General features: G+C 68.3%; 10 protein-coding genes. 3 read left to right on the top strand and 7 right to left on the bottom strand.

Features of this window, described 5'->3' with window-relative positions; translation table 11 throughout:
* Positions 1-60: 60 nt before the first annotated feature.
* Both smrA and C9412_RS03360 read right to left on the bottom strand, forming a co-directional pair.
* Complete coding sequence (gene smrA, locus C9412_RS03365; RefSeq protein ID WP_107230307.1) at positions 61-1,893, bottom strand: multidrug efflux ABC transporter SmrA; 1,833 nt, start codon at positions 1,891-1,893, stop codon at positions 61-63.
* Positions 1,894-1,989: 96 nt separating this feature from the next.
* On the bottom strand, positions 1,990-3,549 hold the full coding sequence (locus C9412_RS03360; protein WP_107230306.1) for a serine hydrolase: 1,560 nt from the start codon (positions 3,547-3,549) through the stop codon (positions 1,990-1,992).
* A gap of 110 nt (positions 3,550-3,659) precedes the next feature.
* Here C9412_RS03360 and C9412_RS03355 point away from each other — a divergent pair, with 110 nt between their 5' ends.
* From C9412_RS03355 to C9412_RS03345, 3 genes are read left to right on the top strand one after another with little or no spacing between them, the layout of a single operon-like run.
* Positions 3,660-4,103, top strand: a complete 444-nt coding sequence (locus tag C9412_RS03355) for a VOC family protein (RefSeq protein WP_107230305.1) — start codon at positions 3,660-3,662, stop codon at positions 4,101-4,103.
* Positions 4,100-4,918 (top strand): DUF72 domain-containing protein, encoded by an 819-nt coding sequence (locus tag C9412_RS03350; protein ID WP_107230304.1) that lies wholly within the window; start codon positions 4,100-4,102, stop codon positions 4,916-4,918. The genes C9412_RS03355 and C9412_RS03350 overlap by 4 nt, the downstream gene beginning before the upstream one ends.
* Before the next feature lie 34 nt (positions 4,919-4,952).
* On the top strand, positions 4,953-5,900 hold the full coding sequence (locus C9412_RS03345; protein ID WP_107230303.1) for a DMT family transporter: 948 nt from the start codon (positions 4,953-4,955) through the stop codon (positions 5,898-5,900).
* A 45-nt stretch (positions 5,901-5,945) separates the two neighbouring features.
* Here C9412_RS03345 and C9412_RS03340 read toward each other — a convergent pair whose 3' ends face one another.
* The 5 genes from C9412_RS03340 to C9412_RS03320 all read right to left on the bottom strand — a co-directional run bounded on the left by C9412_RS03340 (position 5,946) and on the right by C9412_RS03320 (position 13,390).
* Positions 5,946-7,106 carry an AAA family ATPase gene (locus tag C9412_RS03340; protein WP_107230302.1) on the bottom strand — a complete coding sequence of 387 codons (1,161 nt, stop codon included), beginning with the start codon at positions 7,104-7,106 and terminating at the stop codon, positions 5,946-5,948.
* A gap of 115 nt (positions 7,107-7,221) precedes the next feature.
* Positions 7,222-8,292 (bottom strand): sensor domain-containing diguanylate cyclase, encoded by a 1,071-nt coding sequence (locus tag C9412_RS03335; RefSeq protein ID WP_107230301.1) that lies wholly within the window; start codon positions 8,290-8,292, stop codon positions 7,222-7,224.
* Positions 8,293-8,436: 144 nt separating this feature from the next.
* Entirely contained in the window at positions 8,437-9,159 is a 723-nt protein-coding gene (locus tag C9412_RS03330) for a pseudouridine synthase (RefSeq protein WP_107230300.1), read from the bottom strand.
* A 34-nt stretch (positions 9,160-9,193) separates the two neighbouring features.
* Positions 9,194-10,858: a diguanylate cyclase gene (locus C9412_RS03325; protein ID WP_107230299.1), complete on the bottom strand. Its 1,665-nt coding sequence runs from the start codon at positions 10,856-10,858 to the stop codon at positions 9,194-9,196.
* A 108-nt stretch (positions 10,859-10,966) separates the two neighbouring features.
* A complete protein-coding gene (locus tag C9412_RS03320) occupies positions 10,967-13,390 on the bottom strand; it encodes an EAL domain-containing protein (RefSeq protein ID WP_107230298.1) in 2,424 nt (807 codons plus the stop codon).
* Between the last annotated feature and the right edge of the window lie 111 nt (positions 13,391-13,501).

Here is a 13,501-nt window from a genome sequence, read left to right as displayed (position 1 = left end):
TAAGGGATACAGGGCCGGGGTCGGATCCTTCTCGCAGAGAGGGCTCCGACCCCGAAACGGTCATTGATCGGCGGCGACAAAACCACCGGTCTGCCGCGCCCACAACCGTGCATACAGCCCACCGGCCGCAATCAGCTCGGCGTGGCTGCCGGTCTCGACGATGCGGCCCTGGTCCATCACCACCAGCCGGTCCATGCGCGCGATGGTCGACAACCGATGCGCGATCGCGATCACCGTCTTGCCGCCCATCAGCTCGTCCAGGCTGTCCTGGATCGCTGCTTCCACTTCCGAGTCCAGCGCCGAGGTCGCCTCGTCCAGCACCAGGATCGGGGCATCCTTCAGCAGCACGCGGGCGATGGCGATGCGCTGGCGCTGGCCACCGGACAGCTTCACGCCGCGCTCGCCGACATGCGCGTCGTAGCCGCGACGGCCCTGCCCGTCCACCAGTGTGTCGATGAAGCTGGCCGCACGCGCCTTGGCCACCGCCGCGTGCAGTTGCTCGTCGCTGGCATCCGGGCGGCCATACAGCAGGTTGTCGCGGATCGAGCGATGCAGCAGCGAGGTGTCCTGGGTGACCACGCCGATCTGCTGGCGCAGGCTTTCCTGGGTGACGTAGGCAATGTCCTGGCCGTCGATCAGGATGCGGCCGCTTTCCAGGTCGTACAGCCGCAGCAGCACGTTGACCAGGGTCGACTTGCCGGCACCGGAAGGACCGACCAGGCCGATCTTTTCACCCGGCTTGACCACCAGGTCCAGACCGGCGATCACGCCGCCCTTCTTGCCGTAGTGGAAGTGGATGTCCTGGAAGTGCACGCCGCCACGGGTCACCTGCAGCGGCACCGCATCGTCGCGGTCCTGCACGGTCAGCGGCTGGGCGATGGTGGTGATGCCATCCTGCACGGTGCCGATGTCTTCGAAGATGCCGTTGATGGTCCACATGATCCAGCCGGACATGTTGTGGATGCGGATCACCAGGCCGGTGGCCAGGGTGATCGCGCCGACCGTGATGTGGCCGCCGTTCCACAGCCACAGCGCCAGCCCGCAGGTACCGGCGATCAGGAAACCGTTGACGATGGCGATGGTCAGGTCCATGCCGGTGGTGATGCGGGTCTGCGCGCGGTGCTTGACCGCCAGTTCCTGGATCGACTCGGCCACATAGGCCTGCTCACGCCCACCATGGGCGAACAGCTTCAGCGTGGGAATGTTGGTGTAGCCATCGACGATGCGGCCCATGGCCTTGGAGCGCGCCTCGGAGGCGATCCACGCCCGCTCCTTCGCGCGCGGCACGAAGTAGAACAGGATCACTGCATAGGCCAGCAGCCACAGGATCAGCGGCACCATCAGCCGCCAGTCGGCCTGCGCGAACAGGTACAGCGCGGTGCCGGTGTAGACCACGATGTACCAGAGCGAATCGACCATCTGCACCGCCGATTCGCGCAGCGAGGTACCGGTCTGCATCACCCGGTTGGCGACGCTGCCGGCGAAGTCGTTCTGGAAGAAGCTCAGGCTCTGCCGCACCACGTAGTTGTGCATCAGCCAGCGCGAGCGGTTGCTCAGGCCGGGTACGATGGCCTGGTTGACCAGCAGGTTGTGCAGGCCGACCAGGATCGGCCGCGCGATGACGGTGATGAACAGCATCCAGCCCAGTTCATTGGCGTGGCGCTTGAAGAAGTCGGCACCCGGCCGTTCGGCGACCATGTCGACGATGCGGCCCAGGTAATCGAACATCGCCACTTCCACCAGCGCCAGCAGCAGGCCGGCGATCAGCGTGGCCAGCAGCACCGGCCACACCGGGCGCAGGTAGTGCAGGTAGAACGGAAACACCTTGCGCGGTGGCATGCGCCCATCCACGGGCGGGAACACCGGAATCAGGGATTCAAACCAACGGAACATCGCATTCCCTCGCCATCAATAGCCGGCGAAGTATCCCACGCCGGATGTGTACGCCGGCCGACGATGCCCGGTAGCGCCGGGCCACGCCCGGCGGCGTCATTTCACCGGGGTGAACAACAGGTCCTGGAAATCGAAGCTGAAATCGGTCAGGTCGGAAATCGGCTGCATGCGCACCTCGCGCACCTTGCCGTCCGGGTCCAGGCTGAAGTTCACGAACGCATCGGCGTTGAGCGAGCGGTCATCCCAGCGCACGATGAAGGTGTCGTGCTGCCAGTGCTCCAGGCGCCCACTCAGCTGCGCAGTCTTGGCAAAGCGCAGACGCAGGCCCTTGCCGTCGCCGCTGACCTGCATGTCGCCGTACCAGCGGTCACGGAAGGACCCGGTATAGCCGGCCAGCGCCAGCGATGGCCGGCTGCCCTTGTCGCGTGCGCTCTGGTGCTTGGCCCACGCCTCGTCGGCCTTGTCCTGGCCCTTGGCCACCGCCTTGGCATAGGCATCCACCCAGTCATGCGTTTCGCCGCCCAGGTAGGCATCGAGCACGCTCAGGGTGATCGCATTGAACGCCGCGCCCACCTCCTGGTTGGTCAGCACCACCACGCCCAGCTTCTGGCCCGGCACCAGGGTCAGCCGCGAGACCATGCCCGGCCAGCCACCGGTATGCCAGACCAGCTTCTGCCCGCGATAGTCGCTCAGGCTCCAGCCCTCGCCATAGCCGGCGAAATTGGCCCGCGCCGGCGCCAGCTCCGGCACGCTCGGCGCCGGGATCGACTGCGGCGTGATCATCCGCCACATCTGCTGCTGGCTCTTTTCAGTGAACAGCGGCGTGCCATCGGCCAGCTTGCCCTCGGCCAGCTGCACCTGCATCCAGCGTGCCATGTCATGCGCGCTGGAATAGATGCCACCGGCACCGGCATTGTTCGACCAGGTCAGCGGCGCGACGGTGCGCAGGTCCTTGAAATCGTACTTGGCGTGGCCGACGGCCGTCTTGTCGCCCGGCTTGAGGTGGTCGGCGTTGTAGCGCGTCCCGGCCATGCCCACCTTGTCGAAGATGCGGGTCTGCAGGAACTGCTGGTAGCTCATGCCGGAGACATGCTCAATCACCTGCTGGGCCACCGCGTACAGGATGTTGTCGTAGGCATAGCTCTCGCGGAAACCGCCCTTCAGCGGCACCCTGCCCAGCCGCTCCACCACTTCGGCATTGCTGTAGGACGTGGTCGGCCAGAACAGCAGGTCGCCGGCGCCCAGGCTCAGTCCGCTGCGGTGCGAGAGCAGGTCGCGGATGGTCATCTGCCCGGTCACGAACGGGTCGGACATGCGGAATGACGGCAGGTGATCAATCACCTTGTCGTCCATCTTCAGCTTGCCGTCCTCGGCCAGCAGATTCAGCGAGGTGGCGGTGAAGGCCTTGGTGTTGGAGGCGATGGCGAACAGCGTGTCGGCCTGAACCGGCTCCGGTCTGCCCAGCTCGCGCACACCCCAGCCACGTTCCAGCACCACCTGGCCATCCTTGACCACGGCCACGGCGATGCCGGGCACGTCGAACTGCGCGCGCACGCGCTCGACCGTCGCATCCAGATCCTGCAGCGGCGCCGGGGTCGACGCGCTCGCCATGGTCGTGCACGCCAGCAGCACGGCTCCTCCAATCCAGGTCTTCATCCAGCACCATCTCCGAACAGGGGTCGCGGCCATGTGCAGGCCGTCACCGGGGTTTCGCGCGATGGTAACGGTCCCCGGCCGATCCTGCCCTGTGCCATAGGAGGGGTGTCATGGGCGGGAACGGCCAACCGAGCAATGGATCGACCATCATTCCGTGCCTGCGCTACCGCGATGCGCTGGCCGCCATCGACTGGCTGCAGCGCGCGTTCGGCTTTCATGCGCAGGCGGTATATGCCGATGGCGATACCGTATTCCATGCGCAGCTGACCTTCGGCAACGGCATGATCATGCTCGGCTCGGCCGGCAACCAGAGCGCGTGGAGCGAACACACCGCCCTGCCCGACGAGGTCGGTGGCCGCCAGACCCAGAGTGCCTGCGTGATCGTCAGCGATGCCGATGCGCACTATGCGCGGGCCAAGGCGGCCGGAGCGCGCATCGTCATCGACATCGCCGACCAGGACTACGGCGGCCGCGGCTATGCCTGCGCCGACCCGGAAGGCTACCTGTGGTGGTTCGGCAGCTACGACCCGTGGCGCGCGGACCACGGCCAGTGAGCGCCGGCGCCATCCGCTGCGGCATCGGTGGCTGGGTGTTTCCACAATGGCGGGGCGGCGTGTTCTATCCCGCCGGCCTGCCGCAACGTGAAGAACTGGCGCATGCCAGCCGTGCGCTGCGCTGCATCGAGATCAACGGCACCTTCTATCGCACGCCCACCGCGAGCCAGTGCGCGCAATGGGCGGCACAGACGCCGGAGGGCTTCCGCTTCGCGATGAAGGCGCCGCGTTACCTGGTGCAGCGCCGCGACCTGTCCAGCACGGTGGAGGCCGCAGCCCCCTTCCTGCAGGCCGCGCTCGCGCTCGGTGATCGGCTGGGCCCGCTGCTGTGGCAGTTCGATCCACGCCATCCGGCCGATGCGGCCATGCTGGCAGCGCTGATGGCACAGCTGCCGAAGCAGCTGGAGGGCGTGCCGCTGCAACACGCTCTGGAAGTCCGCAACGCCGAGGCGCACGGCCCGGCACTGGTGGCCGCTGCACGCACGCATGGCGTGGCGCTGGTGATCGAGGACAGCGACGAGGCACCACTGCACGGCGATGTCAGCGCCGGCTTCGTCTACGCGCGGATCAAGCGCAGCCAGGCGCGCTTGAACGAGGGTCTGCCGGCGAGCGTGCAACAGCGCTGGAGCGAACGCGCCCGGCGCTGGTCGCGCGGTGAGCCGGTGGATGACCTGCCGTGCCTGGCCGGGCCTGCCACGAAAACGCCGCGCGAGGTCTACCTGCTGTGCATCGGCGCGGGCAAGGTACGCAATCCGGCGGCGGCGATGGCGCTGCAGCGGCGGGCCGCAGAAACCAGCTCTCCCACCTGCGGATAGCGCTGCGGACGACGGCTTGCCGCACAATAGGCGGATGAGCACACCCGACACCCGCAAAGCGCTGTGGCAGATCCACTTCTGTGTCCTGCTGTGGGGCGTTACCGCCATCCTCGGCAAGCTGATCACCCTGCCCGCGCTGCCGCTGGTGTGGTGGCGCATGCTGCTGGTGACGGCGATGCTGGCCCTGCTGCCGCGGGTCTGGCGCGGGCTGGGCACCCTGCCCCTGCGCGTGGTGGCCGGCTACGCCGGCATCGGTGCACTGGTCGCCCTGCACTGGCTGACCTTCTATGGCGCGGTGAAACTGGCCAATGCGTCCGTGGCCGCCACCTGCATCGCACTGGCGCCGGTGTTCACCTCGATCATCGAACCGTGGGTGGCCAAGCGGCCGTTCCAGCTGCGCGAGCTGGCCTTCGGCCTGGCCGTGCTGCCCGGCGTCGCGCTGGTGGTCGGTGGCGTACCCGATGGCATGCGGCTGGGCGTGCTGGTCGGCGCGGTGTCAGCGTTGCTGGTGGCCGTGTTCGGCTCGCTCAACAAGCGCATGGTCAGCCATGCCGACCCGCTCACCGTCACCGCGCTGGAACTGGGCGCCGGCACGCTGACGCTGACCCTGCTGGCACCGCTGATGCCCTACCTGCTGCCGGCGCTGGCCAGCCCGTTGTGGGTGGTGCCGGACCTGCATGACGGCCTGCTGCTGCTGGTGCTGGCCGGCTTCTGCACGCTGCTGCCGTTCGCCCTGGCCCTGGTCGCACTGCGCCATCTCAGCGCCTACACGGTGCAGCTGGTGACCAACCTGGAGCCGGTCTACGCCGTGCTGCTGGCAGTGGTGCTGCTGCGTGAGCAGCACGAGGTCACGCCGTGGTTCTATCTGGGCGTGGCCATCATCGTCGGCGCGGTGTTCCTGCACCCACTGCTGAACCGCCGCAAGCCGGTGCAGCATCCGGAGATCCTTGGCACGGCCGAGGCGCGCAACATCGCCGACTGAGTGCATCCACGCAGGGCGTGGATCTACCGGAGCAGAATCGATGCCTCAACGCTGTGGCCAGTGCCATGCCGGGGCATCCAGCAGGCCCTGGCCACTCAGCAGGGTGCGGCCCTGTTGCTTGTGCAGGTGCAGGGAATGACACCCCGGCGCCTGTTCCAGTGCCGCGATCAGGCGGCTGGCATGTGACACCACCCACACCTGGCTGCGTGCGCTGGCGGCAATGATCAGCCGTGCCAGCGCTGGCAGCAGGTCCGGATGCAGGCTGCTCTCCGGTTCGTTGAGCACCAGCAGCGGTGGCGGGCGCGGGGTATGCAGGGCCGCGGCCAGCAACAGGAAGCGCAACGTGCCGTCGGAAAGCTCGGCCATCGACAAGGGCCGCAGCAGGCCGGGCTGATGGAAGCGCAGGGCCAGGCGCCCGTCCAGTGCCTCGAACCCGACCGTCGCCCCCGGGAACGCATCGTCCACGCTGCGCGCCAATGCGACCGGATCGCCGATCTCGACAATGGTCACCCACGCCGCAGCCAGATCGCGCCCATCGTGATGCAGCACCGGCGTGCGCGTGGCCATCGCCGGCTGGCGTGCAGGCGCATCGGCATCGCTGCGGAAATGGTCGTAGAAGCGCCATCGGCGGATGTAGTCGCGCAGGGCCAGGGTCTCGGGCATGCGCTGCGGGTCAGCCACCTGGGTGAACAGGCTGTCGAACACCGACAGGCGATCATCGACCCGTTCCCAGCCCTGCGCATGGCGCCGCCGCACGGTCGCCCCGCGGCGATCAACCAGCAGGTTGGCGCTGCGCAGGAACGGCCCGGCCCAGATCGCTTCGGCCTTGATCTGCGGATCCAGTGCGAACGCCGAACGGCTGGGGGGCGGATAGCCGAAGTCGATGGCATAGCCGAATTCGTCGGTGGCAAAGCCCAGCTTCAACCCCACTGCGGCCTGGCGTGGGCCGCCCTGCAGCGGGATCTCGCCGGCGCCGACGCGACGGTCGATCGTTTCCGGTCCGGCCCACAGCGCCGAGCCCAGGCCCCCTTCGCGGGCCAGCACGGCAGCCACCCCGCCCTGCGCGGTTTCCGCCAGCAGGCGCAGCGCGCGGTACAGGCTGGATTTGCCGCTGCCGTTCTCACCGGTGATCACGTTCAACGGGTGCAGGGGCAGCACCAGCCCGTGCAGCGAACGGTAATGGGCGATGGCCAGGGTCTGCAGCATGGGCGGGTCCGGGGAAACAGAGAGGTCATGCTGCCCGGTTCTGATCGCAGGTGCTGCGACGCGATGTGAATCGGAAACAGCATCCACGCATGGCGTGGATCTACCTGGGGATGGCTCAGGCCGCCAGTTCCACCCGGTTGCGGCCATTGCCCTTGGCCCGGTACAGCGCCTTGTCGGCACGTGCCAGCGTGTCGTCCACGCTCTCACCGGGCTGGTGCTGGGCGATGCCGATGCTGATCGTCACCGGGAAACCCAGCGGCAGGTCGGCCACCGCCAGGCGCAGGAACTCGCACTGCAGTTCGGCCGTGCGCAGGTCGGTGCCGGGCATCACCGCCACGAACTCCTCGCCGCCGTAGCGCGCGGCCATGCCGCGGCCGGCGAAGTGCGAGCGCAGCAGCACGCCCAGTTCGGCCAGCACCCGGTCACCGGTGGCATGGCCCTGGAAATCGTTGATGTGCTTGAAGTGGTCGATGTCCAGCAGCGCCACGCAGGCCAGCCCCGGCTGCCCTTCGGTCACGGCCACCGCCTGGTCCAGCGCCGCCGCCATCGCGCGACGGTTGGGCAGCCCGGTCAGTGCATCGGTACGGCTCTGCTCGGTGAGGTCGGCGTTCTGCGCCAGCAGCACATCCTGGTACTCCGACAGCAGGCGTTCGTAGTCGTCACGCTCGAGCATGTGCTTCTGGATGTCGAGCGCGAAGCGACGCAGCTCCATCACCAGCATCACCTGCCGCGACAGCGCGGCCAGTGCCTCGGCCTTGTCGTGGGCCAGGTGCTGCGGCTGTGCATCGAACACGCACAGCGTGCCAAGCGGCAGGCCATCGGAGCTGATCAACGGCGCGCCGGCATAAAAGCGGATATGCGGGTCGCCGGCCACCACCGGGTTGTCATGGAAGCGGACGTCCTGCAGCGCGTCCTCGACCACCATGATTTCCTGCGGCTGCAGGATGGCGTGGCCGCACATCGATTCGCTGCGCAGGTTCTCGGCCGCGTCGATGCCCTGGATCGACTTGAACCATTGCCGTTCAACATCGATCAGGGTGACCGCCGCCATCGAGGTGCCGCAGACCGCCTTGGCGATCACCACCAGGTCGTCGAAGGATTTCTCTCGCTCCGAATCGAGGATCCGGTAGCGGTACAGCGCCTCGAGGCGGAGGGCTTCGTTGGCGGGCTTGTCGGGCTTGATCATGCAGCGTCATGTTCCGGCAGGTCACTGCGAAGTCTAGCCGATGCCGGTACGTAATCCGCACAACGGGTAGTGCCGGCCGCTGGCCGGCAACCCGCGCTCATTCGATGCCTGGTGCAGCCGGCCAGCGGCCGGCACTACCGCGCGTTACCAGTCCAGCTGCTTCGGCAGCAGGCCCTGCAGTTCCTGCTCGGTCAGGTTGCGCCACTGCCCCGGCTTCAGCGCACCGATCTTGATGTTGTCGATGCGCACGCGGCGCAGCTGGGTCACGCGGTAACCGAATTCAGCCGCCATCAGGCGGATCTGCCGGTTCAGGCCCTGCTGCAGGGTGATGCGGAAACCGAACTTGGCGATCCGCGAGGTCTTGCACGGCAGGGTCATCTGGTCGTGGATGCGCACGCCGCGGGCCATGCCGCGCAGGAACTCGTCGGTGACCGGCTTGTTCACCGCCACCAGGTACTCCTTCTGGTGGCCATTCTCGGCCCGCAGGATCTGGTTGACGATGTCGCCGTTGCTGGTCATCAGGATCAGCCCTTCCGACTCCTTGTCCAGCCGGCCGACCGGGAAAATGCGCTGCTCGTGGCCGACGAAGTCGACGATGTTGCCCTTGACCGAGCTTTCGGTGGTGCAGGTGACACCCACCGGCTTGTTCAGCGCGATGTAGACGTGGCGGCGGGTGCCGGGCTTGCGTGCGACGCGCGCGCGCAGCGGCTGGCCATCGACCAGCACCTGGTCTTCCTCGCCCACCACCGCGCCGGTGCCGGCCGGGTGGCCGTTGACGGTGACCCGGCGGGCGGCGATCAGGCGGTCGGCCTCGCGACGGGAGCAGAAGCCGGTGTCGGCGATATGTTTGTTGAGTCGGGTGGTCATCGCACCATTATCCGGTATCGCCGCCCGGCGCGCCTCATGCCGGTGCAGGGGGATCGAGCGTTTCACCGTCGAACACGCGGTTGCGGCCGCCGCGCTTGGCCGCATACATGGCATGGTCGGCCCGGCGCAGCAGCGCCGCCAGATCGTCCTCGCCCGGCCGCCACTGTGCCAGGCCGATGCTGGCGGTCACCTCCAGGCCCGGCACCTGCAGCGCCTGCCCCGCCTCGGTGATGCGCTGGCGCAGCCGCTCCAGGCGCGCCGACGCGGCCTCGCGCGGCATGCCCGGCATCAGCAGCAGGAACTCCTCGCCGCCCATGCGCACCACCTGATCCTGGCTGCGCACCGCCGCACGCAGCGCGCGCGCCACCGCCACCAGCACCTGATCGCCCACCGCATGGCCATGGCGATCGTTGATGTCCTTGAACAGGTCGATGTCGAGGAAACCGATCACCAGTGGCCCACGCTCGCGGTCCACCCGTTCCAGCTGGCGGGCCAGCTGCTGCAGGCCGGCGCGACGGTTGGGCAGCCCGGTCAGGCCATCGGTCTCGGCCAGCTGGCGCAGTTCATCGCGTTGCTGGCGCAGCCGCCCCAGCCGCTGGTTCAGCGCGTAGGCGGCCATCATCAGCAGCCAGGTCACGGCCAGCTGCAGCGCCTCTACCCGGTACTCCAGCAGCCATTCCGCACGGCAGGCATCGGCGACGATCAGCACCAGCATCGGCGCCAGCGCCGCCAGCCCGGCCTGCGCCCAGCGATCGCCGCGCCAGCGCGCCCACACGCCCACGGCCAGCGCCAGGCCGCAGCCCAGCAGGTAGGACGCCTGCAGGCCGCGCGCCACCCAGGCCAGGCCATCGCGCTGCAGCCACGGTACCAGCACCGCCACGCCCAGCAGCCCCCACAACGCCAGCAACTGGGCCGGGCGCGAGCGCGGCAGCAGACGATCACCGCCATTGAGCCGCCACAGCGCAGGCAACACCAGCGCCTGGGTCGCGGCGGTCAGCGCCAGCAGCCACCAGGCGCCCTGTTCGCCCACCGGCAGCCACGGTTCCGGATAGCCGCTCAGGCCCCCCAGGATGGACTGCCACAGCACCATCACGGCGGTGCCGGCGATGTAGACCAGGAAACTGCGATCACGCGTGGTGAGGAACGCCATCAGCGCCGACAGCGCCAGCGCGATCGCCACCGCGATGCAGGCCGCGCGCACCAGCAGCCGGGCGGTGTCATTCTGCTGCACCGGGCTGGGCGCGCCCAGCCGCAGCGTCGGCACCCAGCGCGCCTTCAGTGGTGTCTGCCAGGACACCAGGAACGGTTCATGGCTGCCGGCCGCGGGCACCGCGACCAGGCCGATGCCCGCGCGGAAGCGCGAATCGCGGGTACGTGCGTCGTGCATGTTGCCGCAGATCTCGCGATCGCCGTGCTGCACGCGCACTTCGCCGGAAAACACGTTGAACACATCCAGCGCCTGCGGCTGGCCCGACCAGCCCCCCGGCGGTGCCGCGACCTGCACCTGCTGGCGCGGACCTTCCAGCATCTGCGGCGTGCAGGCCCGGTGTGGCGTGGGTTCGTCGGTGGCGCTGCCCACCAGCAGGTAATCGTGTCCGGCCGCTGCCGGAGCCGCCTGCAGCGGCCAGGACATCGCCCACCACAGCAGCAGCACGATCCGCACCCCGCCTGTTCCGTACCGCCACTGCCTGCCGCCCACGCCACGTCCTGTTCCTGCCTACGACCGCGCCCACTGCACGTCGCCCCTGGCCGGCATTATCGCAGCCCCCGCAGCGTCGCATGTGTAGACCAAAGTCGCTGCGGGCCTTCAGCCGGCGGCCGGCGGTCCCTTCACCGCGACCAGCCGCGCCGGCCGCAGCTCGGACAGCGTCATCCGTTCCAGCGGCTGCGGGCGTTCGATCGCATAGCCCTGCAGCCCCTGCACGCCCAGCCGGGTCAAAGCGGCGGCGACCTCGGCCGTCTCCACCCACTCGGCCACCACTTCCATCTGCAGTTCGCGCCCCAGTTCGCTGATGGCACGGACGGTGGCGTGGCTGACCGGATCGGTATCCATGTCACGCACGAACGCACCGTCGATTTTCAGGATGTCCGCCGGCAACTGGCGCAGATACCCGAACGAGGACAGGCCGGAGCCGAAATCGTCCAGCGCCATCCGACAGCCGCGCGCCTTCACCGCATCGATGAAGGCGCGTGCCTGGCTCAGGTTGCTGATCGCGGCCGTCTCGGTGATCTCGAAGCACAGCTTGGACGCCAGCGCCCGGTTGCGTTCCAGCAGATCGCAGACGAAGGCGAGGAACCCCGGCTCTGCGATCGACTGCGCCGATACGTTCACATTGCACAGCCCCAGCTGCCGGACATGCGCCGGGCAGACCTGCAGGTGCCGGAACAGCAGGCCGAGCACGTGCCGGTCCAGTGCCACGGCCATGCCGTAGCGCTCCACCGCCGGCATGAACTGGCCCGGCAGGTGCAGGCTGCCATCGCTGCCACGCATGCGCACCAGCACTTCGTAGTGCAGGTACTGCGGATCGCCGACACGGGCGATGCGCTGGGCGTACAGCACCATGCGGTTCTCGGCCATCGCCACGCTGACGCCCTGCAGCCGTTCGGCTTCGCGGCGCCGCTCCTCCAGCGCCATGCGGTTTTCGTTGAAGCAATGCACGCGGTTGCGCCCGGCCTGCTTGGCCGCGTAGCAGGCACTGTCGGCGGCGCTCATCAGCCAGTTCACGTCCGGCGCCTCGGCGTTGACCTCGACCACGCCGATGCTGCAGCTCGGCTGCGGGCTGCCCTCCCGCATCGGGAAACTGGCCTGGCCCAGGTTGCGGATCACCCGCTGCAGTACGCGCTTGGCCTCGTCCTGCCCGGCATGGGCGAGGAACACCGCGAATTCGTCGGCGCCCAGGCGGCCCACCCAGTCGCCGTCGCGCACCGCCGCCAGCAGATAGTCGGCGAAGCTGCGCAGCATCTGGTCGCCGGCAGCATGGCCGAAACTATCGTTGACCAGCTTGAAATGGTCCAGGTTGATGTAGCACAGCGCATGCGTGCCGCCCTCGCTGCGCACCTGCAGCAGCGCGCGCTCCAGCAGCCGCTCGATCTCGCGGCGGTTGATCAGGCCAGTCAGCGGATCATGGCTGGCATGGTGCTCGATCTCGCGTGCCAGGGCATGATTCTGGCTGACGTCCTCGATGATCGCGAACACCGACAAGCCGCCATCAGCGCTGCGTACACCGGTGCCACTCCAGCGTCCCCAGACCAGGCTGCCGTCGCGGCGCCGGAAACGCAGCTCGCTTGGCCGCAGCTGCCTGTCCCAGTCGATCCGGCCCACGCCATCGATGACCAGTTCCCCGTCCATCAACAGGTCGCCCAGGGACAACTGCATCAGCGCATCGCGGCGATGGTCAAGGATGTCGGCCATCGCCTGGTTGGCCTCGACCACCTTGCCGTCGGTGTCGAGCTTGAGCATGCCGACATTGGCCTGGTAGAACGCCGCGCGGAACCGGCTTTCATGCTCGGTCAGGTCCTTGCCGACGCGCCGCGCCAGCGCGACCGCCATCAGGCTGATCGCCAGCACCGACAATCCACCCACCACCAGCGTGGCGATGCGCACCATCGTGGCCATGCGCAGCAACGCCTGCGAAAACGCCTGGGCCTGGATCTGCAGGCGGCGGTCGAGATCGCGCAGCTGCTGCAGATGAAGGTCACGGGCGGCGGTGGGCAGCGCGCCCTGCGGGTGCCGCCGCTGCAGCGTATCGATCAGCCGCTGCACTGCTTTGAGGTCATCATCGGTATTGCGCCACAGCGTGGTGGCTTCGCGGAAAGCGCCGATGTCGCGCGCATAGCGGAACGAGAACACCAGGCGCGGAATATCCGCCGGCGCGTTGCCGCCCTGCAGGAAGCCCTGCCTGGCCCTGCCGACATCCGGCTCGGCCTGCTCCAGCGCAAGCCGCGCCTGCAGATCGCCCAACGGCACCTGCAGGGCCTGGCGCGCATCGTCCAGATCGCGGGCATCCGCACGGGCCAGGTAACGGCTGAGTGCGGCGGTCGCATCCTGCTGCCCCCGCGACCAGTAGCCCTGGCCGGCGATCCAAGCGGTGGACGCCGCCTGCAACTCCTGGATCAACGCGGACAGTGCGACCAATCCGATCGCCATGCCCGTCAGCAACGCAAATCGCAGTCCCAGGCCACGGGTCATGGGAACCCGTCGGCGCTGCTGGTCCGTGCCACTCCTACCCATCCCGGATCCCCCCGAATGTGCTGCGGTGACAACCTCCCTTGGAACCGGTCCAGCCTATGACCGGCAATGTGTGGGCCATGCGAAAAAGGGGACGGAGGGGATTAAGTCGTT

The sequence above is a fragment of the Stenotrophomonas sp. Nf1 genome (genome assembly GCF_003028475.1).
Lineage (GTDB): Bacteria > Pseudomonadota > Gammaproteobacteria > Xanthomonadales > Xanthomonadaceae > Stenotrophomonas.
Note: the sequence above shows the minus strand (reverse complement) of the source record. Positions and strands in the feature narration are given on the sequence as shown.